This is a genomic window from Aquimarina litoralis (assembly GCF_019295435.1).
GTDB classification, from domain to species: Bacteria; Bacteroidota; Bacteroidia; order Flavobacteriales; family Flavobacteriaceae; genus Aquimarina; species Aquimarina litoralis_A.
In genome coordinates this window covers 20,560-47,347 of sequence record NZ_WEKL01000014.1, presented here as the reverse complement: position 1 = coordinate 47,347, position 26,788 = coordinate 20,560, and the positions used below count along the sequence as shown (strand labels likewise).

The 26,788-nt window shown below is 34.1% G+C and carries 15 protein-coding genes; 13 read left to right on the top strand and 2 right to left on the bottom strand.

The genetic code is table 11. The features are described 5' to 3' along the window. Nucleotides 1-98: 98 nt before the first annotated feature. The 10 genes from GBO31_RS09490 to GBO31_RS09445 all read left to right on the top strand — a co-directional run bounded on the left by GBO31_RS09490 (nt 99) and on the right by GBO31_RS09445 (nt 17,634). Nucleotides 99-1,865, top strand: coding sequence for an endonuclease (locus GBO31_RS09490; RefSeq protein WP_219008097.1), 1,767 nt, complete (start codon nt 99-101; stop codon nt 1,863-1,865). A gap of 152 nt (nt 1,866-2,017) precedes the next feature. Continuing rightward, a complete protein-coding gene (gene purL / locus GBO31_RS09485) occupies nt 2,018-5,683 on the top strand; it encodes a phosphoribosylformylglycinamidine synthase (RefSeq protein ID WP_219008096.1) in 3,666 nt (1,221 codons plus the stop codon). A 2-nt stretch (nt 5,684-5,685) separates the two neighbouring features. Then, nucleotides 5,686-6,219 (top strand): hypothetical protein, encoded by a 534-nt coding sequence (locus GBO31_RS09480; protein ID WP_219008095.1) that lies wholly within the window; start codon nt 5,686-5,688, stop codon nt 6,217-6,219. Nucleotides 6,220-6,571: 352 nt separating this feature from the next. Next, complete coding sequence (locus tag GBO31_RS09475; RefSeq protein WP_219008094.1) at nt 6,572-8,971, top strand: M14 family zinc carboxypeptidase; 2,400 nt, start codon at nt 6,572-6,574, stop codon at nt 8,969-8,971. Nucleotides 8,972-9,251: 280 nt separating this feature from the next. Next, nucleotides 9,252-11,024, top strand: coding sequence for an AMP-dependent synthetase/ligase (locus tag GBO31_RS09470; protein WP_219008093.1), 1,773 nt, complete (start codon nt 9,252-9,254; stop codon nt 11,022-11,024). 193 nt (nt 11,025-11,217) lie between these two features. Beyond that, a complete protein-coding gene (locus GBO31_RS09465) occupies nt 11,218-11,673 on the top strand; it encodes a MarR family winged helix-turn-helix transcriptional regulator (RefSeq protein ID WP_219008092.1) in 456 nt (151 codons plus the stop codon). Between the two features lie 18 nt (nt 11,674-11,691). Then, on the top strand, nt 11,692-14,097 hold the full coding sequence (locus GBO31_RS09460; RefSeq protein ID WP_219008091.1) for a 3-hydroxyacyl-CoA dehydrogenase/enoyl-CoA hydratase family protein: 2,406 nt from the start codon (nt 11,692-11,694) through the stop codon (nt 14,095-14,097). Nucleotides 14,098-14,135: 38 nt separating this feature from the next. After that, nucleotides 14,136-14,516 carry a four helix bundle protein gene (locus GBO31_RS09455; protein WP_219008090.1) on the top strand — a complete coding sequence of 127 codons (381 nt, stop codon included), beginning with the start codon at nt 14,136-14,138 and terminating at the stop codon, nt 14,514-14,516. Between the two features lie 18 nt (nt 14,517-14,534). Further along, nucleotides 14,535-15,725 carry an acetyl-CoA C-acyltransferase gene (locus GBO31_RS09450; RefSeq protein ID WP_219008089.1) on the top strand — a complete coding sequence of 397 codons (1,191 nt, stop codon included), beginning with the start codon at nt 14,535-14,537 and terminating at the stop codon, nt 15,723-15,725. A gap of 91 nt (nt 15,726-15,816) precedes the next feature. Continuing rightward, a complete protein-coding gene (locus tag GBO31_RS09445; protein WP_219008088.1) occupies nt 15,817-17,634 on the top strand; it encodes an acyl-CoA dehydrogenase family protein in 1,818 nt (605 codons plus the stop codon). Nucleotides 17,635-17,753: 119 nt separating this feature from the next. Here the strand turns inward: GBO31_RS09445 and GBO31_RS09440 are convergent, their stop codons facing one another. Continuing rightward, nucleotides 17,754-18,548: a hypothetical protein gene (locus tag GBO31_RS09440; protein WP_219008087.1), complete on the bottom strand. Its 795-nt coding sequence runs from the start codon at nt 18,546-18,548 to the stop codon at nt 17,754-17,756. A gap of 772 nt (nt 18,549-19,320) precedes the next feature. Here GBO31_RS09440 and GBO31_RS09435 point away from each other — a divergent pair. Together GBO31_RS09435 and GBO31_RS09430 are read left to right on the top strand one after the other, a co-directional pair. Beyond that, the gene (locus GBO31_RS09435) at nt 19,321-21,615 is read left to right on the top strand and encodes a starch-binding protein (protein WP_219008086.1); all 2,295 of its coding nucleotides are present in this window, start codon (nt 19,321-19,323) and stop codon (nt 21,613-21,615) included. Nucleotides 21,616-21,845: 230 nt separating this feature from the next. Beyond that, nucleotides 21,846-22,643 carry a CBM9 family sugar-binding protein gene (locus GBO31_RS09430; protein WP_219008085.1) on the top strand — a complete coding sequence of 266 codons (798 nt, stop codon included), beginning with the start codon at nt 21,846-21,848 and terminating at the stop codon, nt 22,641-22,643. A gap of 59 nt (nt 22,644-22,702) precedes the next feature. Here GBO31_RS09430 and GBO31_RS09425 read toward each other — a convergent pair whose 3' ends face one another. Continuing rightward, complete coding sequence (locus tag GBO31_RS09425) at nt 22,703-24,481, bottom strand: glycoside hydrolase family 15 protein (protein ID WP_219008084.1); 1,779 nt, start codon at nt 24,479-24,481, stop codon at nt 22,703-22,705. Nucleotides 24,482-24,573: 92 nt separating this feature from the next. Here GBO31_RS09425 and GBO31_RS09420 point away from each other — a divergent pair, with 92 nt between their 5' ends. Beyond that, a complete protein-coding gene (locus tag GBO31_RS09420) occupies nt 24,574-26,778 on the top strand; it encodes a bifunctional alpha,alpha-trehalose-phosphate synthase (UDP-forming)/trehalose-phosphatase (RefSeq protein ID WP_219008083.1) in 2,205 nt (734 codons plus the stop codon). Nucleotides 26,779-26,788 lie beyond the last annotated feature (10 nt).

Genomic DNA, 26,788 nt, shown 5'->3' with positions numbered 1-26,788 from the left:
TTTTAGAAATACCTCAAACAAGTCAAAGTCTTCAACATAATAAACCTCAGAAAAGCAGTACCTTTGCCTTTACAAAATAATAACTTTTTATACGTGAGATGAAAAATTACTTACTTCTGTTGTTTTTAATTGGTTTTTTAAGTAGCCAAGCACAACAAACATATTATGATGATGTAGACCTTACATTAACGGGAGTGGCACTAAAAGCAGAATTAGCCACAAAAATCACAAATACACATACAAACTTTCTTTCTTATACTCCTGGTATCTGGGAAGCTAGTCGAATTACAGATGAAGATGCTAATAATACGGATAACGTTATTCTATTATATGGATGGGAAGATGGGTCAGATTCCGATGTAACAAATGACATTTCTAGAAGCAAAACTAGTAATGGAGGAAATGTAGGTGATTGGAACCGTGAACATTCATATCCGCAATCTTTAGGAAATCCTCCTCTTGGAACAGAAGGTCCAGGAGCTGATGCACACCATTTAAGACCAACGGATGTACAACGCAATGGAACCAGAGCCAACAGGCCATTCGCAGATGGTAGTGGAAATTCTGGAACCGTTGGAGCCAATTGGTATCCTGGAGATGAATGGAAAGGAGATGTAGCAAGAATGATGATGTTTATGTACGTTAGATATGGTGATAGATGTTTACCAAGTGCTGTAGGTATTGGTGATAATAGCAATACTCCTGATGATATGATTGATCTTTTCTTAGAATGGAATGCTGAAGATCCTGTTTCTTCTCTTGAAGATAATCGAAATAATTACCATGAGAGTAATGGAACTTATGCACAAGGAAACAGAAACCCTTTTATTGATAATCCATATTTAGCAACCTTAATTTGGGGTGGGCCAAATGCCGAAGATAGATGGGGTATTTTTAACACAGACACAGAAGCACCATCCGTTCCGATGGGATTATCAGTTTCTAATGAAACTTCAAACAGTATTGATCTTTCCTGGACTGCTTCTACTGATAATACAGCAGTAACAGGATATGATGTTTTTGTAAATTCAGCATTCAACAAAACGGTAACTGGAACAAGCACTACGATTACAGGACTAGATCCTGAAACAACGTATTCCTTTACTGTTTTAGCAAAAGACGCAGCTGGCAATGAATCTGCTCAAAGTACCGCTGTAAATGGAACTACATTAGCAGGCGGAACTGGCGGAACGGATTGCGCCACCGAAACATTTAGTAACATTGGAGCGGCTTCTAGTTCATATTCTGAACGCACATGGACTGGTGATGACGGCGGAGAATGGACAGCTACAGACGCCAGAACAGATCAAACATTAACAGGAAGTGCAATTACTATTAGAGATGGCGAACTAACATCTTCTTCAATTTCTGGAGGAATTGGGTCATTAACTGTAACTACCTTAAGAGCTTTTAGTGGTGGTACTGGAACATTTAACCTTAGAGTTAACGGAACTACAGTAGGAACAATACCCTACAGTGATGTTCAGGAAACCACTACTATAAATAACATTGATATTACTGGAAATATTATAGTTTCTTTTACAGATAAGACCACTACAAGTGATAGAGTAATTATTGATGATTTATCTTGGAACTGTTATGATCCTGCACTGGGCATTGATGATCTTAACTTAGAAAAACTGATTACACTATATCCGAATCCATCTTCAGACGGAAGTATAACGATAAACCTTGCTAATATTGCTGGTGCAGAAACAAATATTTATGATATTACTGGAAAATTGATATTTTCGAAGAAGAATTTATTAGAAAACACCCAAATATCTAACCTCCCACAAGGGATGTTATTGGTAGAAATAATTTCTGCAGAAAGAAGTGTTACTAAAAAGGTATTAATACAATAAAAAAAGCGGCCTAAGAGCCGCTTTTTTTATTCCAGAAAAATTGTTCAAAATTTAGTGAATAACTCCATAATTCTACTCCTGTTTTATAGAACAGTTTCTAAAGAAAAGTAGTAAATTTGCAGCTTATTAAAAACAACTCAAAGTCTGGGAGCATGATCCACTTCTTCGGAAACCAAAATGAGAAAGTATTTGCAGTACAAACTGCTGATGAAATCTCAACAGAAAACAGTAAAAAATTAACCTGGTTATTCGGAAACCAACCTAAAATATCTACGGCGTCTATTGACGCTTTTTTTGTTGGTCCTAGAGCCGCAATGATCACTCCTTGGAGTACCAATGCAGTAGAAATCACCCAAAATATGGGTGTTTCTGGTATCATCCGAATAGAAGAATTCAAAGCTGTTGATTCAAATTTTACTGATTTCGATCCGATGCTTTCTCAGAAATATAGTCATCTTGATCAAGATATTTACACTATTGATATTAAGCCAGAAGAAATCCAAGAGATTAATGATATTGACGCCTACAATAAAACAGAAGGATTAGCTCTTAGCGCGGAAGAAGTTGAATATCTGGAAGGTGTTTCGAAAAAAATTGGAAGAAAACTTACGGATTCTGAAGTGTTTGGTTTTTCTCAAGTAAACTCTGAGCACTGCAGACATAAAATATTTAATGGAACCTTTATCATTGATGGAGAAGAGCAACCGACTTCTCTTTTCAAATTAATCAAGAAAACTTCCGAAACAAATCCTAATGATATTGTTTCTGCGTATAAAGACAATGTTGCTTTTATTAAAGGACCAAAAGTAACTCAGTTTGCTCCGAAAAGTGCCGATAAACCAGATTTTTACGAAGAAAAAATGTTCGACAGTGTGATTTCGCTAAAAGCGGAAACTCACAATTTCCCAACTACTGTAGAACCTTTTAATGGTGCGGCAACAGGTTCTGGTGGAGAAATCAGAGACCGTCTGGCAGGTGGAAAAGGATCGTTACCACTTGCAGGAACTGCAGTTTATATGACTTCGTATTCTAGATTGGAAGAAAATCGCCCTTGGGAACAAGCCGTAGAAGAAAGAAAATGGTTATACCAAACTCCTGTAGACATTTTAATCAAAGCTTCAAATGGAGCATCAGATTTTGGAAATAAATTTGGACAACCACTTATTACTGGATCGATATTAACTTTTGAGCATGAAGAAGATGCCAGAAAACTAGGATTTGATAAAGTTATCATGCAAGCTGGTGGTATCGGATATGGGAAAAGTGAACAAGCAATAAAAGACCAACCAACTACTGGCGATAAAATTGTTATTCTAGGAGGAGAAAATTATAGAATCGGTATGGGTGGTGCTGCAGTATCCTCTGCTGACACAGGTGAGTTTAGTAGCGGTATCGAATTAAATGCTATTCAGCGTTCCAATCCAGAAATGCAAAAAAGAGCTGCAAACGCTATTAGAGGTATGGTAGAAAGTGATCGAAATACGATTGTTTCTATTCATGATCATGGTGCTGGAGGACACTTAAATTGCTTGTCTGAATTAGTAGAAGAAACTGGAGGAAATATAGATCTAGATAAACTACCCGTTGGAGATCCTACACTTTCTGCTAAAGAAATTATCGGCAACGAATCTCAGGAGAGAATGGGATTAGTCATCGGACAAAAAGATATAGAAACCTTAGAACGCATAGCAGAACGTGAACGTTCTCCTATGTATCAGGTTGGAGATGTAACAGGTGATGATCGTTTTACTTTTCAATCCAAAACTAATGGAGATACTCCTATGGATTTGGAATTAAGTGATATGTTTGGTAGCTCTCCTAAAACGATTATGAATGATAAAACGATTCATCGTAATTATAAAGAGCTATCATACCAAAAAGAAAATATCCAACAATATTTAGAACAAGTACTTCAGTTGGAAGCTGTTGCTTGTAAAGACTGGCTTACGAATAAAGTAGATCGTTGTGTTGGTGGAAAAGTTGCGAAACAGCAATGTACCGGACCATTACAGTTACCTCTAAATAATTGTGGTGTTATGGCATTAGATTATACTTCGAAAGAAGGGATTGCTACATCTATAGGACACTCTCCTATTTCAGGATTGATAAATCCGGAAGCAGGAAGTAAAAACTCAATTGCCGAAGCGCTAACCAATATTGTATGGGCTCCACTAAAAGACGGATTACAATCAGTTTCTTTATCCGCAAACTGGATGTGGCCTTGTAAAAACGAAGGTGAAGATGCAAGACTTTATAAAGCAGTGAAAGCAATTTCAGACTTTGCTATCGATTTAGGGATTAATGTACCTACAGGGAAGGATTCTCTTTCTATGAAGCAGAAATACCCTAATGAAGAAGTAATTTCTCCAGGAACTGTGATTATTTCTGCTGCAGCAAACTGTAATGACATTACCAAAATTGTAGAACCTGTTTTAAAGAAAAATGGAGGTGATATCTATTATATCAATCTATCCCAAGATACTTTCAAACTTGGTGGATCTTCTTTTTCTCAAATCATAAACAAAATAGGCTCAGAAACTCCTAATATTAAAAATGCAGGGAATTTCAAAAATGTATTCAATACGATTCAGCAATTAATTAGAGATGGGAAAATTATTGCTGGGCACGATATTGCTTCAGGTGGATTAATAACCACGCTATTAGAATTGTGTTTTGCAGATGTTAACTTAGGAGCCAACATTGATTTATCTGAACTTGGTGAAAATGATTCCGTTAAAGTGCTTTTTGCCGAAAATTCAGGTATTGTTTTCCAAAGCACTGCAAATTCAGATATTGAAACTGTACTATCACAAAACAATATAGAATTTTTCAATATTGGTAATGTTACGAATAAAGCATCATTAGAGGTTACGAATAGTGGTGATTCTTATGTATTCGAAATTGAAAGCTTAAGAAAGACTTGGTATAAAACTTCTTATCTTTTAGATCAAAAACAAACAGCAAACGATCTAGCAAATGATCGTTATGAAAATTTTGCAGAGCAACCACTGCAATATACATTTCCAAAACATTTTACAGGAAAACTTCCAGTAATTGATTCTTCTCAACCAAAACCTAAAGCAGCTATCATTCGAGAGAAAGGAAGTAATTCAGAGCGAGAAATGGCAAATGCTATGTATTTAGCTGGTTTTGATGTAAAGGATGTACATATGACCGATCTTATTTCCGGTCGTGAAACTCTAGAGGATATTCAATTCATTGGTGCTGTTGGAGGGTTCTCTAATAGTGATGTTTTAGGTTCTGCAAAAGGTTGGGCAGGAGCATTCCTTTATAACGAAAAAGCAAATAACGCTTTAAAAAACTTTTTCGAAAGAGAAGATACACTATCCGTAGGTATTTGTAATGGATGTCAGTTATTCATGGAACTTGAAGTTATCAATCCGGATCATAGCGAACACGGGAAAATGCATCATAACGAATCTCATAAACATGAAAGTAATTTTACATCTGTAAAAATACAGGAGAACAATTCTGTGATGTTGTCATCATTAGCAGGAAGTACTTTAGGTGTATGGATTTCTCATGGTGAAGGTAAGTTTCATTTACCACTTTCTGAAGATCAGTATAATATTGTAGCAAAATATGGGTACGCTTCTTATCCAGCAAATCCAAATGGGTCTGATTATAATACGGCTATGATGTGTGATAAAACGGGTAGACATTTGGTAATGATGCCACATATTGAACGTTCAACATTTCAATGGAACTGGGCAAATTATCCAGATGGAAGACAAGATGAAGTTTCTCCTTGGATAGAAGCCTTTGTAAATGCTAGAGAGTGGATTGAAAAACAATAAGAATGAAATACTACCTTAGTATTATTTTTCTAATTATTACATCCAACCATGCTTTTACTCAAAAAGTAAAGGACACTCTTTATTTGGATGAAAATAATGACTTTATCAGTAAACTGAAGTTTGATCAAAAGATAAATTCGATTATTTATTATGGACTTACCTTTGATTTAGAGGATGCAGTCTATAAGAAAATACGATTTGCTTATTTTTTTGGAAAAATAGACCCTATAAAAAAGCAACAGCTTTTTAAATATCTATCTGCTAGAAATGGTGTTGATACGACTAAAATAATGGCTATCCACTATAGTGATACACTAAGAGCAAAATATCAATTCCCGAAAAAAGATTCAATTGTATATATAAATAACAAAAAAAATCACAAACATATTCCTCCTTATAGAACTTTTATAAAACGACACAAAGCTTGTACTAAAAACTTTAAGAATAAAAAAAATGCCAATGTTTATCATTATTATACTGTAAATCTTGGACATCCTAAAACCTATAAAAAAATTAAGCTGGCACAAGGATCATAGAAAAGTTTTAAAATCTACGTTTAGAGATAAATATAAGGTCTTTAAAAATTACATTATAAAACCAAATGGCGAATATCTCATAAACATCTATTATCGGAACGGTAGAAGCTTTAGCTATTCGGATCTATTTAAAGAAAAAAAATGGGATGAAGCTAAAGAGCGCTTTTACAAGAGCTTTACAGTTCTCAATCCAGGAAAAGAGGGTGTTGATCTAGATTTAATGAAATAAATAATGTAGGGTTTACTATAATCTAACTGTTATATATACCAATAGCAGCTTCTTATAGCTATTTGATAAATAACAATTTTATCAAAGCATTAATAATTATATTTAAAACCTAATACATAGACCGTGAAAAAATCATTAATCGCCTTATTTTTTTTGATTTCAACCCTAAGCTTTGCTCAGACAAAACCCTCATACAGCAGGGCTAAAATCATCTATAATACTCCAGCCAATTTCATCAAACTAATGAATGCTGGAATTCCTATGGATCATGGTCAACATAAACAAGGACTCTTCATAATTTCAGATTTCTCGAAAGAAGAGCTGGAAATTGCAAAAAATCTAGGTTTTGAAATAGAAATTCTCATTGAAGATGCAGAGGCTGATTTTATAAGAAGAAATGAAATAGCAAAAAGTCAAAAGGCAATTCAAAACCTTACTTGTTCTTCAGGAAATGGAACCACCAATACCTATCCTACTCCAGCAAACTTTGCACTTGGATCTATGGGAGGATATTTGACATATCAAGAAATGTTGGATAATTTGGATGCTATGCATGCTCAATATCCATCGTTAATATCAGCAAGAGCAGATATTAGCACATTTGTTACTAATGGAACACCAGACAACTCTGTATCTCCTTCTATAGGTGGTAACACGATACAATGGGTTCGTATTTCTGATAACCCAGATGTTGATGAAAATGAATCTGAAATTTTATACGATGCCATTCATCATGCTCGAGAACCTGCCAGTTTATCACAACTGATTTATTACATGTGGTATCTATTGGAAAATTATGATTCAGATCCAGATATAAAGCAGATTGTAGATAACACAGAATTGTATTTTGTTCCAGTAATAAATCCTGATGGATATCTGTATAACCAAGTTACCAACCCAAATGGCGGTGGTCTTTGGAGGAAAAACAGATTCAATACTCATGGAGTAGACAATAATCGTAACTACGATCACTATCCAAATGGAAATGCAGCAAATGCAACTTGGGGAGGTCCAGGCTCTTCTAGCAATATTAATGATCAAACGTATCATGGAACAAGTGCTTTTTCTGAAGTAGAAAATCAAGCGATGAAATGGTTTACAGAACAACATCAATTTGTCATCGCTTTAAACAATCATACTTTTGGGGAGCTATTGTATTATCCGTATTCATATGCAGCAAATACTCCCACTCCCGATGAAGATATATTTGWAGCCGTTGGAGATGAACTTACCTCTCAAAATGGTTACAATCCGCTTAGAGATGCTCCTTTTGCAGGAGATAGTGACGATTTTATGTACGGAGGTACCACACAACCCCATAACAAAATATTCTCTTTCACACCAGAAGTTGGAACTTCATTTTGGCCAGCATCTAATCAGATTGATGGAATTTGTAAAGAAATGATGTATTTAAATCTTACAGCTGCTAAAATGACAAACAACTATGCAAAAGTAGAAAGTACTGGTAGTGTATTTGTTGGAGAAAATACTTCGTTTGATGCTAGTTATATATTCAAAAGGTTAGGTATCACTGGAAATGGAAATTTTACAGTTTCCATTATACCTATATCGTCTAATATAGTCAATGTAGGTGCTCCTAAAAATTATACAAATACACAGATTGGAACAAATATATCAGACAATATAACAATAGTAGTAGATAATGCTACGCTTACTGGCGAAGATATTTCATATACAATTCAGGTAGACGGAGGTTTACTAACAGAATCCATAAATGTCACCAAAAAATTTGGAGCACTACAAGAAATTGTCAACAATAATGCAAGTAATATCAATGATTATAACCAATCAGGCTGGTCTACGACTACAGCTACTTTTGTGTCTTCCAATTCATCCATAACCGAATCTCCTTCTGGAAATTATGGAGCTAATGAAAACAAAAACATAGAATTTTCTCAGGATATTGATCTTACAGATGCCACATTTGCTAATGTTCAATTTTATGCAAAATGGGATATCGAAAACAACTGGGATTACGCGCAATTTGAAGTATCTATTGATAATGGTGCCTCCTGGATTCCGCAATGTGGAAAATTCACAAATTCTGGAAGTGGAAATGCAGGACAACCCACTGGAGAACCATTATATGACGGCTCACAAACAGATTGGGTATTAGAAGAAATTAGTCTTAGTGATTATTTAGGAGAAACAATAAAAGTTCGTTTCCAATTTGTATCTGATGATCAAATTGAAGCAGATGGTTTCTTTTTTGATGATTTAATTGTAAATAGTATCAATCAAAATGCATTAGGTGTAGAGCAAAATGCTTTTTCAGAATTCAAGGTGTATCCTAATCCTGTCCAAAATATTCTCTATGTAGCGTCTACAGCTAACTCCACATTCAATGTACAATTACGTAATATTATAGGTCAGGAAGTTATAAATAAGAATAAGGTTTCTGGAAATCAAGAATTTGACATATCCTTATTAAATTCTGGACTGTACTTTTTAACCGTTGAAATGGAAGGAAATGTAAAAACTTTTAAAATTTTAAAACAATAAAAATTCAATTAAAACCCATAAAAGTTAAGGAGTTATCAAAATATAGCTCCTTTTTTTATATATTAGGGTTGTGTATTGTTATATTTTTTATAATTTGCGAAACTATGCACGCATAGTAGTTTTTAAAATTCATTTCATTTTAAAAAGTAAGAGAATTTTAAGGATATAAACCAAAAATTTTGTGCAATTTTATATGACAACGTTTAGTGGCATTAAGTTTTTTAAAACTAGCTACTTGATCGAGTTTCTTTAAAACAGAGTAAAATTATCTGAAAAACGTATGAATACAATTACTAGATTATTTGATTTTCCGCATTACCAATTAGAGAAATATAACCTAGACAAAGCCTTAATCACTAAGTACAACGGTGAATGGGTTGCTACTTCCACAAAAGAATATGTCGAAAAAGCAAATCAGATTAGTCGAGGTCTCTTACGCCTTGGTGTAAAACCAAACGACAAAGTTGCTATTATTTCTTCAAATAATAGAACTGAATGGAACATTGTGGATATCGGTGTGCTACAAATTGGAGCGCAAGATGTACCTATCTACCCTACTATTTCTCAAGAAGATTACGAATATGTATTGAATCATTCTGAATCTATGTATTGCTTCGTATCTGATGATGAAGTTTTACAGAAAGTAAATAATATCAAAGGAAATGTTCCTTCCTTAAAAGGAGTATATTCTTTTACTGATCTTGACGGTTGCGATAGTTGGAATAAAGTTTTAGAACTTGGAAAAGACGATAGTAATCAGGCTGAAGTTGAAAAGATCATGGCTTCTGTAAAAGAGGATGACTTAGCTACATTAATTTATACTTCAGGAACCACAGGAAGACCTAAAGGAGTAATGCTAAGTCATAAAAATGTAGTTAGTAATGCTCTTCATAGTTCTACTAGATTTCCAATTGTTGATGGAGAAACCAAAGCTTTAAGTTTCTTACCAGTTTGTCATATATATGAGAGAATGCTAATGTATTTATATCAATACAGAGGTGTTGGGATTTACTTCGCAGAGTCGCTAGAAACAATTAGTGATAATTTAAAAGAAGTAAAACCAGATGTAATGACAGCTGTTCCTAGACTTTTAGAAAAAGTATATGATAAAATTATTGCAAAAGGAACTGATCTTACAGGGATCAAAAAGAAATTGTTTTTCTGGGCAGTAGAACTTGGTCTTAAATACGAACCATATGAAGCAAATGGTTGGTGGTATGAAAAGAAATTAGGAATTGCCCGAAAATTAATATTTAGCAAGTGGCAAGAAGCTTTAGGAGGAAATCTTAAGGTAATCGCTTCAGGAAGTGCTGCGCTACAATCCAGACTTGCCAGAGTATTTAATGCTGCGGGAATTGCTGTAATGGAAGGTTATGGCTTAACGGAAACATCTCCAGTAGTTTCAGTAAATGATGTAAGAGATAAAGGTTTTAAAATTGGAACAGTAGGAAAAATGATTCCCGAAACCGAAGTTAAAATTGCTGAAGATGGCGAAATTCTTGTAAAAGGTCCTCAAGTAATGATGGGATACTATAAGGATGAAGAAAAAAGTAAGGAAGTATTACAAAATGGATATTTCCATACCGGAGATATTGGAGAAATAGATAGCGAAGGATTCTTACGTATTACAGATCGTAAAAAAGAAATGTTCAAAACTTCTGGAGGAAAGTATGTTGCTCCGCAAGTAATAGAAAATGCGATGAAACAATCTCGTTTTATAGAACAAATCATGGTTATTGGAGATGGAGAAAAAATGCCAGCTGCTTTTGTACAACCTAATTTTGAATTTGTAAAAGACTGGGCTACTAGAAAAGGAATCTCTATAGGTGTAACCCATGAAGAAATTGTAGGTAACCAAACTGTTATAGACCGTTTTCAAGAAGAAGTAGACGAGCACAATGAAAAGTTTGGAAAATGGGAACGTATTAAGAAATTTGAACTTACATCAGACGAATGGAGTATTGATGCTGGCCACCTCACTCCTACTATGAAATTAAAAAGACGTGTAATCAAAGCAAAATACGAAGATTTATACACTAAAATTTATGGCTAATTCAATTCACTGATTACAAATGTATGGTGTAAAACTTTAACTTTAAATCAGTAAACTCCTCATTTTATGAGGAGTTTTTTTATTAATTCCACAGAAAAATGTAAATTACTTGCTCTTTTTATAATTTTTTACCCAATTTATTATGCGTGCATAATAAATTTTTCTTACCTTTACAGCATAACAAATTTTCTGAATGAGAGAAAAAACAATTGATTATGCACTTCGAGCTACATGGATGGCAGTAGCTAAAATGTACAACGAAGAAGCAAGTAAAAAAGGGAGTACGATGGCTACGGGTTTTGCCCTGATAAGTATTGATCCTGAAAACGGAACACCATCTACATCCTTAGGCCCAAAAATGGGTATGGAAGCCACCAGTTTATCCAGAACTTTAAAAACCATGGAAGAAAAAGGATTGATCTTCAGGAAGAAAAATCCTCAAGATGGACGTGGTGTTTTAATATACCTCACCCCATTTGGAGTAGAAATGAGGAATTTTTCAAAAGATGTGGTTTTCACTTTTGACCATGCTGTTCGAAAGCATGTCCCTAAGGAAAAACTAGATACGTTTTTAGAAGTATTTCAGATGATAAATGATCTCATATCCACAAAGAAAATTTACACAAACAAAGAATCTATAACATCTTAACATCCAGAAGTTAAAAAAATGAAAAGAGTCATTAAAAAAGTTGCAGTCGTTGGTTCAGGAATAATGGGATCAGGTATTGCATGTCATTTCGCCAATATCGGTGTCGAAGTACTATTATTAGATATAGTACCGAGAGAATTAAACGACAAGGAAAAGGCAAAAGGCCTTACACTAGAAAACAAAGTGGTTCGTAACAGGTTAGTAAATGATTCACTAACTGCCGCTCTTAAATCCAAACCTTCACCAATTTACAGTCAAAAATTTGCAAATCGTATCACTACAGGAAACTTAGAAGATGATATTGCAAAAGTTGCTGACGTAGACTGGATCATCGAAGTTGTAGTAGAAAGACTTGATATCAAAAAACAAGTTTTTGAAAATTTAGAAAAATACAGAACGCCAGGTACTTTGATCACTTCAAACACTTCTGGTATTCCTATTAAATTCATGAACGAAGGAAGAAGCGAAGATTTCCAGAAGCACTTCTGCGGAACTCACTTCTTTAATCCTGCTCGTTACCTAAAATTATTCGAAATTATACCTGGTCCAAATACTTCTGCTGAAGTACTTGAATTTTTAAACGGATATGGAGAACAGTATTTAGGTAAAACTTCAGTTGTAGCTAAAGATACTCCAGCATTTATTGGTAACCGAATTGGTATCTTTAGTATTATGAGTTTATTCCATATGGTAAAAGAAATGGGATTAACTATCGAGGAAGTTGATAAACTAACAGGTCCAGTTATTGGACGTCCTAAGTCTGCAACATTCAGAACCGTTGATGTAGTTGGATTAGACACCTTAGTTCATGTGGCAAACGGTATTGCAGATAACTGCCCAGATGACGAACGCCATGAATTGTTTAAGCTACCAGATTTCATCAACACAATGATGGAAAATAAATGGTTAGGAAGTAAAACAAAACAAGGATTTTATAAAAAACATGTATCTGCAGAAGGTAAGAAAGAAATTTTATCACTGGATTTAGACACATTAGAATATAGAGAAAAGAAAAGAGCTTCATTTGCTACTTTAGAAATGACAAAAACTATTGATAAAGTAGTAGATCGTTTTAAAGTATTAGTAGCTGGAAAAGATAAAGCCGGAGAATTTTATCGTAAAAATTTAGCTGCTCTTTTCGCATACGTTTCAAACCGAATTCCTGAAATCACTGATGACCTTTATAAGATCGATGATGCAATGAAAGCTGGTTTCGGTTGGGAACACGGGCCATTTCAAATTTGGGACGCTGTAGGTGTTGAAAAAGGAATTGAAATGATGCGCTCAGAAGGATATGAACCAGCTGCTTGGGTAAATGATATGATCGCTTCAGGAAGTACTTCTTTCTATACCGTAAAAGAAGGAGCTACCTATTACTACGATATTCCTAAGAAAGAACAAGTAAAAGTTCCTGGACAAGATGCCTTTATCATTTTAGATAACATCCGTAAATCAACAGAAGTTTTCAAAAATAGCGGCGTAGTTGTAGAGGATCTTGGCGACGGAATCCTTAACGTAGAATTCCAAAGCAAGATGAACACTATCGGTGGTGATGTACTTGCCGGACTTAATAGAGCGATTGATATTGCTGAAAAAGATTTCCAAGGATTAGTAGTTGGTAATCAAGCAGCTAATTTCTCTGTTGGAGCTAATATCGGAATGATCTTCATGATGGCTGTTGAGCAGGAATATGATGAATTGAATATGGCAGTAAAATACTTCCAAGATTCAATGATGCGTATGCGTTATTCTGCAATCCCAACCATCGTTGCTCCTCACGGAATGGCATTGGGTGGCGGATGTGAAATTTCACTTCATGCAGATAAAGTTGTGGCTGCCGCAGAAACTTACATGGGATTAGTAGAGTTTGGTGTTGGTGTGATCCCTGGTGGAGGTGGATCCAAAGAAATGGCATTAAGAGCATCTGATCTTTTCAGAAAAGATGATGTAGAGCTAAATGTTCTTCAAGAGCATTTCCTAACTATTGGAATGGCAAAAGTATCTACTTCAGCTTATGAAGCATTTGATACTAATCTTCTTCAGAAAGGAAAAGATATCGTTGTAGTTAATAAAGATCGTCAGATTGCAACTGCAAAAGCATATGCTAAATTAATGGCAGAGCAAGGATATACACAGCCAGTAAGAAGAAAAGATGTAAAAGTTTTAGGTAAGCAAGCATTAGGAATGTTCTTAGTAGGAACAGACTCTATGGAAGCTAGTAAATATATCTCAGAGCACGATCACAAAATAGCAAATAAGTTAGGATACGTAATGGCTGGTGGAGATTTATCTGAACCAACGTTCGTAACTGAACAATATCTATTAGATCTAGAACGTGAAGCTTTCTTATCACTATGTACTGAACGCAAAACGTTGGAACGTATAGAACACATGCTTAAAAAAGGTAAACCGTTACGTAATTAGTATTGAGAATTTAGTATTGAGTAATTAGATTATAAGTTATGCACAAAGTTGAACAATTAAAAATATGGAAAAAGTCAATCGAATTGGCAAAATCCGTATATCAGCTTACTAGTGAACTTCCTTCTGATGAAAAATATGGATTAATCTCTCAAATAAAAAGAAGCGTGGTTTCAATTTCTTCAAATATTGCAGAAGGCGCAGGAAGAAATTCGAATAAAGAGTTTAAACATTTTTTGAGTATTGCTAATGGTTCTGCATATGAACTTCATACGCAGTTAATTCTAACAACAGAACTTAGCCTATTATCTAAAGAAAAAGTTCAACCTTGTATTGAATTAACAATTGAAATTCAGAAAATGAATTATTCATTTCAACAAAGCATTCAGAACAAAATCTCAATACTCAATACTAACATCTAAAAATCTATTTTAAAAAAAATGAAAACCGCATATATAGTAAAAGCATATAGAACAGCCGTAGGAAAAGCACCTCGCGGAGTGTTCAGATTTAAAAGAACTGACGAGTTAGCCGCTGAGACAATTCAGCACATGATGAAAGAGCTTCCTCAATTAGATAAAAGTCGTATCGACGATGTGATCGTAGGAAACGCTATGCCAGAAGGATCACAAGGATTAAATATGGCTCGTTTAATTTCCTTAATGGGACTAGAATCGATAGATGTACCAGGAGTAACGGTAAATAGATTTTGTTCTTCAGGAATAGAAACTATTGGTATGGCTACTGCAAAAATACAAGCTGGAATGGCAGATTGTATCATTGCTGGTGGTGCAGAGAGTATGAGTTCCGTTCCTATGACAGGATATAAAACAGAACTAAATTATGATTTAGCAAAATCTGGTCATGAAGATTATTATTGGGGAATGGGAAATACTGCTGAAGCGGTAGCCAACCAATTCAATGTATCTAGAGAAGATCAGGATGAGTTTGCTTACAATTCTCATATGAAAGCTTTAAAAGCGCAAGCTGAAAATCGTTTCCAAGATCAAATCGTTCCAATCAATGTAGAGCAAATTTATGTGGATGAGAATGGAAAAAAAGCTTCTAAATCCTATACGGTAACTAAAGATGAAGGACCACGTGCCGGAACAAGTAAAGAAGTACTTGGTAAACTAAGACCAGTATTCGCCGCTGGTGGAAGTGTAACCGCTGGAAACTCTTCTCAGATGAGTGATGGTGCCGCATTTGTAATGGTAATGAGTGAGGATATGGTAAAAGAACTAAATCTAGAACCTATCGCTAGATTGGTAAACTATGCTGCTGCAGGAGTAGAACCAAGAATTATGGGTATCGGTCCTGTAAAGGCAATTCCTAAAGCTTTAAAACAAGCTGGTCTTAAGCAAGACGACATAGAACTTATTGAACTTAACGAAGCATTTGCATCGCAGTCTTTAGCAGTTATGCGTGAACTTAATATCAATCAGGATATAGTAAATGTAAATGGAGGAGCAATTGCCTTAGGACATCCTCTAGGATGTACAGGAGCGAAACTTTCTGTTCAGCTATTCGATGAGATGCGTAAACGTGATATGAAAGGAAAATACGGAATGGTAACCATGTGTGTAGGAACAGGACAAGGTGCTGCAGGTATTTTTGAATTTTTGAATTAATTAGAATTGAGATATAAGATATGAGTACTGAGAAAATGCAAAAAAATAAGATCTCAATACTCAGTACTAACTACTATAATACTATAACAAAATGAGTACAGAAACTTTAAATAAAGACATTCTTAGAGGAGGACAATTCCTTGTTAAAGAAACGAAAGCTGAAGATGTATTTACTCCAGAAGATTTTTCTGAAGAGCAAAAAATGATGCGTGATAGTACTAAGGAATTTGTAGATCGTGAACTTTGGGCACATTGGGAAAAGTTCGAATCAAAAGACTACGCTTATACTGAAGAGTGCATGAAGAAAGCGGGTGAACTTGGTCTTCTTGGTGTAGCAGTACCAGAAGCATATGACGGACTAGGAATGGGATTTGTTTCTACGATGTTAGTATGTGATTATATTTCTGGTGCAACTGGATCATTCAGTACTGCTTTTGGAGCACATACTGGTATTGGTACTATGCCTATATCTTTATATGGAAATGAAGAGCAAAAGAAAAAATATGTTTCTAAGTTAGCCACAGGTGAATGGATGGGAGCATATTGTTTAACTGAACCAGGTGCCGGATCCGATGCAAACTCTGGAAAAACAAAAGCTGTATTATCAGAAGATGGTAAACATTATTTGATCTCTGGTCAAAAAATGTGGATCTCTAATGCTGGTTTCTGTAATGTTATGATCGTTTTTGCTCGTATCGAAGATGATAAAAACATCACAGGATTTATTGTAGAGTATGATCCAAACAATCCAAATGGAATTTCATTAGGTGATGAAGAGAAGAAATTAGGTATCCACTCCTCTTCTACTCGCCAGGTTTTCTTTAGTGACACTAAAGTTCCTGTAGAAAATATGTTATCCGAAAGAGGAAATGGGTTTAAAATTGCAATGAATGCTTTAAATGTTGGACGTATCAAATTGGCAGCTGCTTGTCTAGATGCACAACGTAGGGTAATTGGTGAAGCTACTAAATATGCTAATGAGCGTATCCAGTTTAAAACTCCAATTATGAATTTTGGAGCTATCAAAGCTAAGATCGCTGAAATGGCTACGAATACCTATGCAGATGAATCTGCTAGTTATAGAGCTGCTAAAAATATCGAAGATAGAATCGCTATCCGTCAAGCAGAAGGAAATTCGCATCAGGAAGCTGAATTAAAAGGTGTTGAAGAATATGCTATTGAGTGTTCTATTTTGAAAGTAGCCGTTTCTGAAGACGTTCAGAACACTACTGATGAAGGAATTCAAATTTTTGGAGGAATGGGATTCTCTGCAGATACTCCTATGGAATCTGCTTGGAGAGATGCTCGTATTTCTCGTATCTATGAAGGTACAAACGAGATCAACAGAATGTTAGCTGTTGGAATGTTAGTTAAGAAAGCAATGAAAGGACATGTAGATCTTCTAGGTCCTGCAATGAAAGTTGCTGATGAATTAACAGGTATTCCATCTTTCGATACTCCTGATTATTCTGTTTTATTTTCTGAAGAAAAAGAGATTCTAGCTAAACTTAAGAAAGTATTCTTAATGGTTGCAGGATCTGCTGTTCAGAAATTTGGACCTCAGCTAGAAGAGCACCAACAATTATTAATGGCTGCTTCAGATATTCTTATTGAAATCTATATGGCTGAATCTACCATCTTACGTACAGAGAAAAATGCAAAACGATTTGGAGAAGATTCTCAAGAAATCCAAATCGCTATGTCTCAATTATACTTATATAATGCTGTTGATATTATTATCAAAAAAGGAAAAGAAGGAATCGTTTCTTTTGCTGAAGGTGATGAGCAGCGTATGATGCTTATGGGACTTAAGCGTTTTACAAAATATGCAAACCAACCTAATGTGGTTGCATTGAGAACTAAAATTGCAGATAAGGTAGCCGCTGAAAACGGATACTGCTTCTCTTAATAATTTTAATATATCCTATTCCTAAGGATTAAAACTAGGAAAGTTGTTTAATTTTGATTTAATAGACCGCCTTTCTGTTGGGGAAAGGCGGTTTTTTAATGTGTTAAGGTCATTTCTAATTATCCTCTGCAGCCTCTAATCACGCCAAACAAAAAATCATCTGCCGCCTGCCCGTATTCATCTCCGCAATTTCGATCAAAAGGATTTGTGCTTCCACCCAGTACTCTGCCACATTGATCATGATCTAAACAATCTTTAGTCCAAGCACTGGCAATAGTAAAAATTCCTGGGCATCCAGATCCACAACGCCCTAAACACCGTTCTCCATTAACTAGTTTACGATCACTAAATGATTCTCCATTATTATTATCATACTCTGCTACCACATAGGTATTCTTTCTAATACAAGTAATACCTTCATTATTCCCCTTAGTTAAATTAGTTTCTTTACCCTTAATTACAATTTTCTCATAACTATAATTCTTTGGAGATTTCGCCCAATATTCTAATAAACGTAATAATGTATACTCAGCTATTGTAAAATTATCTACTGATCCATCTTTAAACAAATACATAGACAACTCTTCTCCTAACAGCAATAAGGTTTCTTTTTCTTTGATAGAAAGAATAACATTCTTACCATCAATTTCAATAAATTCACTACTATAATCTATAGTAGCAACTATTCTTACATCATTAATGGCAACTTTTACGAGATAATAATCGTTATCTTTTCTAGTGACTTTATAACCTATTAGAAAGCCATTAAGTTCTTTTTTTCCTTCTAAATGATCTTCTTGATGAGTTTCTAAGCCCAGTTCTTCCTTAGGATTAATATCTTCTTGTTTATCACAAGAAAATACCATTAGCAATAAGAGAAAACATAATCCGTAAAATCTAAAATGAATTTTCATAATAAAATATATTTAAGTTGGTACCTTAAAAATACTTTTCTAATACTATCTGATCTGTAAGAAAATATTATGAAAACATTAATCTATGATAACGTAACAAATTGTCTTGCATCAACTTGTATGATATAAAATTGATAATAATCACTTTAAACAATGATCATATTATCATTGCTAAAGATTGAATTTTGCTTACAACACCTTAAAAATTACTGAAATATTATAAATAACTGTTAATTACAGGTTGTTATTCAATATATTATGTGAAATATTAAGAATTTATCAACACGAAAACGTTGTAGTAGCTTTTCGAAACCTTAAAATTGAATATTTCGTAATAACTTAGTAGAAATTTAACACAAGAGACACTTTTATAAACTAAAATTTACGAATTATGAAAACAATTTCAACTCTACCGAAAATTTCTAAATTGTTTGAGCTACTTTAACTAAACAAATTTTCTTAAAAATATTTCAGTCAGAAAAAATATAAACTAATTTTTAGAATTAGATCGAAGAAAAATTACTTTACACAAGCCGTTACAGCTAATACGATTACAGTCACATAATTACTCTAAAGACTATTCATCTCATAAGTCAGTTTGAATTTAAGAGTCTTTACTATTTATAAATCATATTACTTTTTCAAACCTGCGGCTACTCCCTAACCAACCATCTTCAGATTATTTTCCTGAACGAAAATTTGAGAAAAGCACAGATTTACTTACTTATTAAAAACCTCAGTTCCTCACATGGGACACAAAAAATCTTATGAAATGAAAAGAAAAACCCTTTTACAAATTTTAGTAAGCTTCTTATGTTGCTTACCGTTTATGCAAATGCAGGCACAAGATGAAGATGTAATGTTTCAAGCTTTTGATTGGAATGTACAAAATCAACCTGCTGGGCAAACCTGGTATGACGTTTTAACTAGTGTTAGCAGTACTATTAGTGATGCGGGTATTGATGTAATATGGATGCCGCCTCCAAGTAATTCTGCTGCCCCACAAGGATACCTACCAAGAGAATTATATAACTTTAATAGTGCTTACGGAACAGAAGCTCAATTAAGAAATTTAATTAATCAATACCATTCTCGAGATGTAAGAGTAATTAGTGATATTGTTATCAATCATAGAGTTGGTAGTAATGATGCAGTTACTTTTACCAATCCTGCGTGGCCTACCTATTTTATAACAGCTGATGATGAAGGAAGGAACTTTGTAAACTTCCCAGTAGAATTTAGTATCAATGGAGATTTTGTCCCAGGAAATGCGCTAAAAGCTGATGGTTCTGGTGGAGGTTTTGCCGCTGCTAGAGATTTAGACCATGAAAACCCAGAAGTAAGACAAGAAATTATTGCTTGGATGAATTTCTTAAGAAATGACTTAGGTTTCGATGGTTGGAGATATGATTTCGTACATGGATACAACCCTATTTATAATAAAGAATATAATGATGCTACAAACCCATATTTTGCGGTGGGAGAATTATTAGAAAGCAGTAGAGTACAAACGAATAACTTTGTAAACTGGACTCAAGGTTCTTCTTCTGCATTTGATTTCAATACTAAAGTAAGTCTTCAAAATGCACTAAGAGATAACAACTTATCATATTTAAGAGATTTTTCTGGTAACCCTTCAGGAATGATCGGTATTAACCCAACAAAATCTGTTACTTTCTTAGACAACCATGATACTGGTGAAGCACAACAATGCTGTGGATCAAATTTTGTTTTTCCCGGTGGAGAAACTAATTTAAGAAAAGGGTATGCCTACATTTTAACACACCCAGGAAATCCAATGGTATTCTGGACACACTTTTTTGATGCTGGAGCAGGAGTACAAAATGCAATTAGAGACTTAATTGCCATTAGAAAAGATGTTAGAGTATTCGCTGGATCTTCTATTAATATTGCAGAAGCAAGAAACGACCTTTATGCCGCCTATATCGATGGAAGAAATGGAACAATTGCTATGAAACTAGGAAGTGGTAATTGGTCTCCTAATGGAAGTGGATGGACCTTAAGAACTTCTGGAAGTGATTATGCAGTATGGACACAAGGCGGAGGAGACAATACCGGTGGTGGAGATACTGTAGCTCCATTTACAGTAAACTTCAAAAAACCATCTAATTGGGGGAATACAATTAATGCATATTTCTTTGACGCAGCAGCAAATGCAACCATTCCAGGAACTGCAGGATGGCCAGGACAACAAATGACAAATATTTCTGGAACCCCATGGTACTCATACACCATAGCACCACCGGCTGGAGTATCGGCAGGAAATATAAGAGTAATCTTTAATGACGGAGGAAATCAAACTGGAGATTTATCAAGAAGTACAGACGGTTGGTATACAAACGGAACATGGTCAGATAACTGTCCTTCAGATTGTAGTTCATCTGGAGGAGGATCGAATGATGTTACCTTAAATTTTCAAAAACCAAGTAGCGGTTGGGGTGCCAATGCAAACTTATATGTATTCAATAGAGCAACCAATCAAACTTTAGCTGGCACGCCTGGTTGGCCTGGAGATACCATGAATAATTTAAGTGGTACTGCTTGGGCAAGAAAAACATTCACAATACCGAATGGAGTATCGGCAAATGATATTGGAGTTGTATTTAACAATGGAAATGGTCAGCAAACTGTTGATTTAACAAGAGGTACGGATGGTTGGTTTACCGTTACTGGTAGTAGCAGCGGACAAAGAACTGGAACTTGGTCTGCCAGTTGTCCGAGTAATTGTCCATCGAATAGAGCTATGGAGTTAGCTGATGAAGCAGATAAAGGAAGAAGTAATATTGTAGAAACCGATGTTACCCTATGGCCAAACCCTGTGAGAGAAAGAGGTACTTTGAGTGTGAACACTCCTGAAAATGGTATTTTAAAAGTATCAATCTCAAACATTTTAGGGCAGACAAGAACTATTTATAGTGAAAGTACGCTAAAAGGAAATCAGACTATTGAAATCAATGCAAATGACATGCGTGAATCAGGTATATACTTCTGTACCGTTACATTGAATGGTGCAAAATTGAAAAGAATTAAAATTGTAAAACAATAATTTTTTTGTCCTAATTACTTACCATTTTATCAATATAAGTTGATATGTTAGTCAGAAAGCGGTCGTTTGATTAAAACGACCGCTTTTTTGTATGAATTAAAACTCGGGGATTTCAGAGAAGTAACTTTACAAAATCTTAACTTTTAAATATTCACCAAAAAGGAGTTAATGTTTTTAATATCTTTCCAATCTGTTAATATTTTAATTTAATAACCATAAATAGCATTCTTGTGAAAAAACTAGTCTTCTTATTATCCTTAATCTTAACGATCTCTTGTAAAAATCAAGAAAATAAAAATCCGGAAAAAAATCTTGCCGACACAAAAGAACAACCTGCAACAATTGAAAAGAAAGAAAAAAAGGATCACCAACTTAGAAATGTAAAGAAGGCTGAGATTACTCCTAACGTAGATGGTGATATGAATGACCCAATATGGAATCAAACAAAATGGTATCCTATGGATCAAAACTGGATAGGTGAATTTCCTGACGTAAAAGATTTTTTTGGACGTTATAAAATGGCATGGACTCCAGAAGCACTATACATTCTAGTAGAGATAAAAGATGATGTTTTGTATGACCAATATAAAGATCCACTAAAACTTTGGTGGGATGATGATTGTGTAGAAATTTTTATTGATGCCGATAACTCTGGAGGAGAACATCAATACAATAACAACGCATTTGCATATCATGTAGCATTAGATGGAAATGTAATTGATCTAGATGCTAATAAAAATCCGCAATTGTATAACAATCATGTAAAAATGAAACGTAAAACAAATGAAGATGTTACCGTTTGGGAGTTCGAAATGATTGTGTATGATGACACCTATGAAGAAGGAAAAGCTAACGATCCAGTAATATTATCAAAAGATCAAAAACTAGGTTTTGCCATTGCTTACAATGATAATGATGCCAGTAAAGAAAGAGAAAATTTTATGGGATCTGTTTTTGTTCCAGGAGAAGATAAAAATCAAGGCTGGATCAATGCAGATATTTTTGGAACCATCGTTTTGGTAGATTAACTGAATGAATTTATATAACAAATACAAGAAGCTTATTCTTCTTGTATTTGTCCTTAATTTTAAGCATCACTTTCATTTTCTGCAAAGTTAACTGCTGTTTCAATCAAAGCAAGATGAGAGTATGCCTGAGGAAAATTACCTAATAACATTTTTGATTTAAAATCAATATCCTCACTAAACAGTCCTAAATGATTACTATAAGAAAGTAGTTGATCAAACATTTTTCGTGCTTTCTCCTTCTCTCCTATTTTATTTAAACTATTTATAAACCAGAAACTACAAATAGTAAAAGAGGAAGACGGTAGTCCAAAATCATCCTTATTCTTATATCGATATAGTAAACCATCATTACACAATTCACGCTCTGTAGCCTTTACCGTATTCACAAATCTTGGATCTTTAGCCTCAATAAATCCATACGATTCCATCAATAAAGTAGAAGCATCGAGATCAGATGATCCATAAGACTGTGTATACGCTTGTACATCTTCATTCCAAGCATTTTCATAAATATCTTGATAAATTCGATCTCTTAACTTCGACCATCTTTGATTATTATCAGTTTTACCGATTAACTCACCTATTTTTATAGCTCTATCTACTGCTACCCAGCATAATAATTTCGAAAATGTAAAGTGTCTTTCTTCCGTCCTGAATTCCCAAATACCTTTATCAGGTTTTTCCCAGTTCACATTTACAATATGCACTATACTTTTACTTATGGTCCATAAACTTTCGCTATCATCCACTGGTGCATCAAATTTTACAAACTGCTGATAAATCACATTCATTAAGATACCATAAATGTCATTTTGTTTTTGATGAAAGGCAGCATTTCCAATTCTTACTGGACTAGAATCTTTATAACCACTAAGATGATCAAGTGTCTTTTCAGTTAGATCTTTTTCTCCATTAATTCCATACATAATCTGAATCTTCTCATCTTTATCAGGAATGATATCAATTATAAATCGAAGAAAACGTTGCGCCACTTGCTTATGACCAAGATCCGAAATTACCTTGATTACCATAGAAGCATCTCTTATCCAACAAAAACGATAATCCCAGTTACGCACTTCTCCTATTGTTTCTGGAAGCGAAGTCGTTGCAGCAGCTAATACTGCTCCCGATTTTTCATAACTTAATAATTTAAGCACTAAAGCACTTCTAAGAATTTCTTGATTATATAAACCATAAGATGTTGTTTTTTCACTCCAATCCATCCAGTACACTCTAGTTCTTTGTAATTTAAGATAACAAAGTTCTAATGATTGCTTTAGGATCTTTTCATGATAGCTTATCAAGAAATACGCATTACCTGTTAGTGTAATCTCTTCAGAATTTAGGATATTTTCTAAATCTAAATCAGAGTATAGATATAAAGTATCATACTTATCCTTATCAGTAATGCTCTTAATATAGTTTTTAGTTGTTTTGGAGTAGGTATCTTCTTTTGCATATTCCAACTTTGGGTCATATTTTATTCTAAAAGTTGGCTTTCCTGAAATTAACTTAATATAACGAATGATATCCGCAGGCGCATGATAAGAACCATCTTCATTCTGATATCTAGGCATAAAGTCGATACTCTCAAAAACATCTGTACCATTATTAAATTCAGTAACTAGAATATTTGTTTTTACAATATATTTCTGAGAAATAGTGTAATCATCGCTAACTAAAATTTCAAAAGTACCTCCTTTTTTTTCATCCAAAATTTTTGCAAAAACTGATGATGAATCAAAATTTGGGAGACAACACCAATCGATAGCTCCATTTTTTGAAATTAAAGCTGCGCTTTTACAATTTCCAATAATTCCGTAGTCCAAATTATTCATATAGTTCCTAGTTCTTTTAAATAAACGTACCTTTATTCACTGAACCGAAATTTAATAATTCAAAATTAGTCAACCAACTTTCGCCACGCTTTATGAGCAAAACTATCATAATCTCAAATCGACTCCCTTTACAATTAGAAATTGATAATAATTCGATCAATACAATACCAAGTGTTGGAGGATTAGCAACAGGAATGAAGTCTGTTCATTCTGGAAGTGATAGTATTTGGATAGGTTGGAGTGGTCTGAATGAGGAACAATTAGACGATAAAAAAAGAATTCTAGTACAAAATGCATTAGAAAAACATCAATGTGTTGGGGTTCCATTAACTTCTTCAGAGATCGATGGGTTTTATTATGGATTTAGTAATAATACCTTATGGCCACTATTCCATTATTTTATGGAATATACCCAATTTGAAAAAGAAAGCTGGAAAACCTATCAGTCTGTAAATCAAAAATTTGCAGATGTAGTTATAGAAAACCTTGACGAAAATGATACTATCTGGGTACACGATTATCAATTATTGTTATTACCAGAAATGATTCGCAAAAAGAAACCTAATGTAACCATTGGATTCTTTTTGCATATCCCATTTCCTTCGTACGAAGTTTTTAGAACTATTCCTTGCAGAAAAGAAATACTAAAAGGGCTTTTAGGCTCTGATCTTATTGGGTTTCATACATATGACTATGAACGTCATTTTCTAAGTTCTGCGCAAAGAATTCTAGGATTAGAAATTAACTTTAACAATGTGCAATTGGATAACAGAATCGTTAAGGTGGATTCATTTCCGATGGGTATTGACTACCAAAAATTTCACGATGCTGCTACCCTACATAATGAGAAAGAAAAAAAGGACCAGACAGAAATACAACAAAAAATAGATGAACATCTAGCGGATGGAGATCGAGCAAAACTGATTTTATCTATTGATCGACTTGATTATACCAAAGGAATCGCTAATAGATTAAGAGCTTTTGAATATTTTTTAGACAAATACCCACAATTTAAAGGAAAAGCAAGATTGGTTATGCTTGCAGTACCTTCAAGATCCAACGTTCCACAATATCAATTACTTAAAAACGAGATTGATCAACTTGTAGGTAGAATTAATGGTAAATTTTCTGAGGTTAGCTGGACTCCGATTTGGTATTTTTATCGTTCTATGCCCTTTGAAAACTTAATTGATTTATATACTTCTAGTGAGGTTGCTTTACTAACTCCCATAAGAGATGGAATGAATCTAGTAGCCAAAGAATATATCGCATCTAGAGTAGATAAAAAAGGGGTTCTCATTTTGAGCGAAATGACAGGAGCTTCTAAAGAAATGAGTGAAGCATTAATTATAAATCCAAATAATTTCGAAGAAATAGCAGATACTTTAAAATTTGCTTTAGAGATGCCTGAAGAAGAACAGATAAAAAGAAATACAGCATTACAAAAGAGATTAAAAAGATATAATGTAGAGAAATGGGCTAATGATTTCATGGAGTCTCTAGAAAACACAAAAACTACTGCTAAGAAATACTCCTTAAAGAAATTGACTCCAGAACTTAAGAAGGATGTATTAGCGGATTTTGGTACTGCTAAAAATAGAATCTTATTTATTGATTATGATGGAACTTTAGCTCCTTTTGAGAAAATCCCCGAAAATGCTAAACCCACTCAAAAAATATTTGATATTTTAGATAAGCTTCATCAAGATTCACGAAACAAGGTTATATTGATAACGGGACGAGATAAGTTTACATTTAACAAATGGTTTGGAGATAAAGAGTATACTTTAATTACCGAACATGGAGCTTGGTTAAAAGAAAGCAACAAAGATTGGGAACTATTAGAACGTGTAAATAATGATTGGTTTGAGTCTATAGCACCAGTATTAGAGTCTTTTACTGACAGGACACCAGGTTCTCTAATAGAAGAAAAGAATTACTCTTTAGCCTGGCATTTCAGAAATGTGGATCCTGATCTTGGAAAATTAAGATCTATGGAGCTAAAAACCACTATCCAACATCTAATTGCTAATCATAATCTTGAAATCTTAGAAGGTGACAAAGTGTTAGAAATAAAAGTAAGCGGAATAAATAAAGGAAAATCAGCTTGCAAAATGTTAGTGGAAAAAAATTATGATTTTATTTTTGCCATTGGAGATGATTGGACAGACGAATATATGTTTAAAGAGTTGCCTTCCTCATCATGCACGATAAAAGTAGGATTAAAGAAAACAATTGCTAAATTTTATGTCGAAGACACGAATCAAGTTCATGAATTATTACAAGAACTTAATTAACCTATAAATT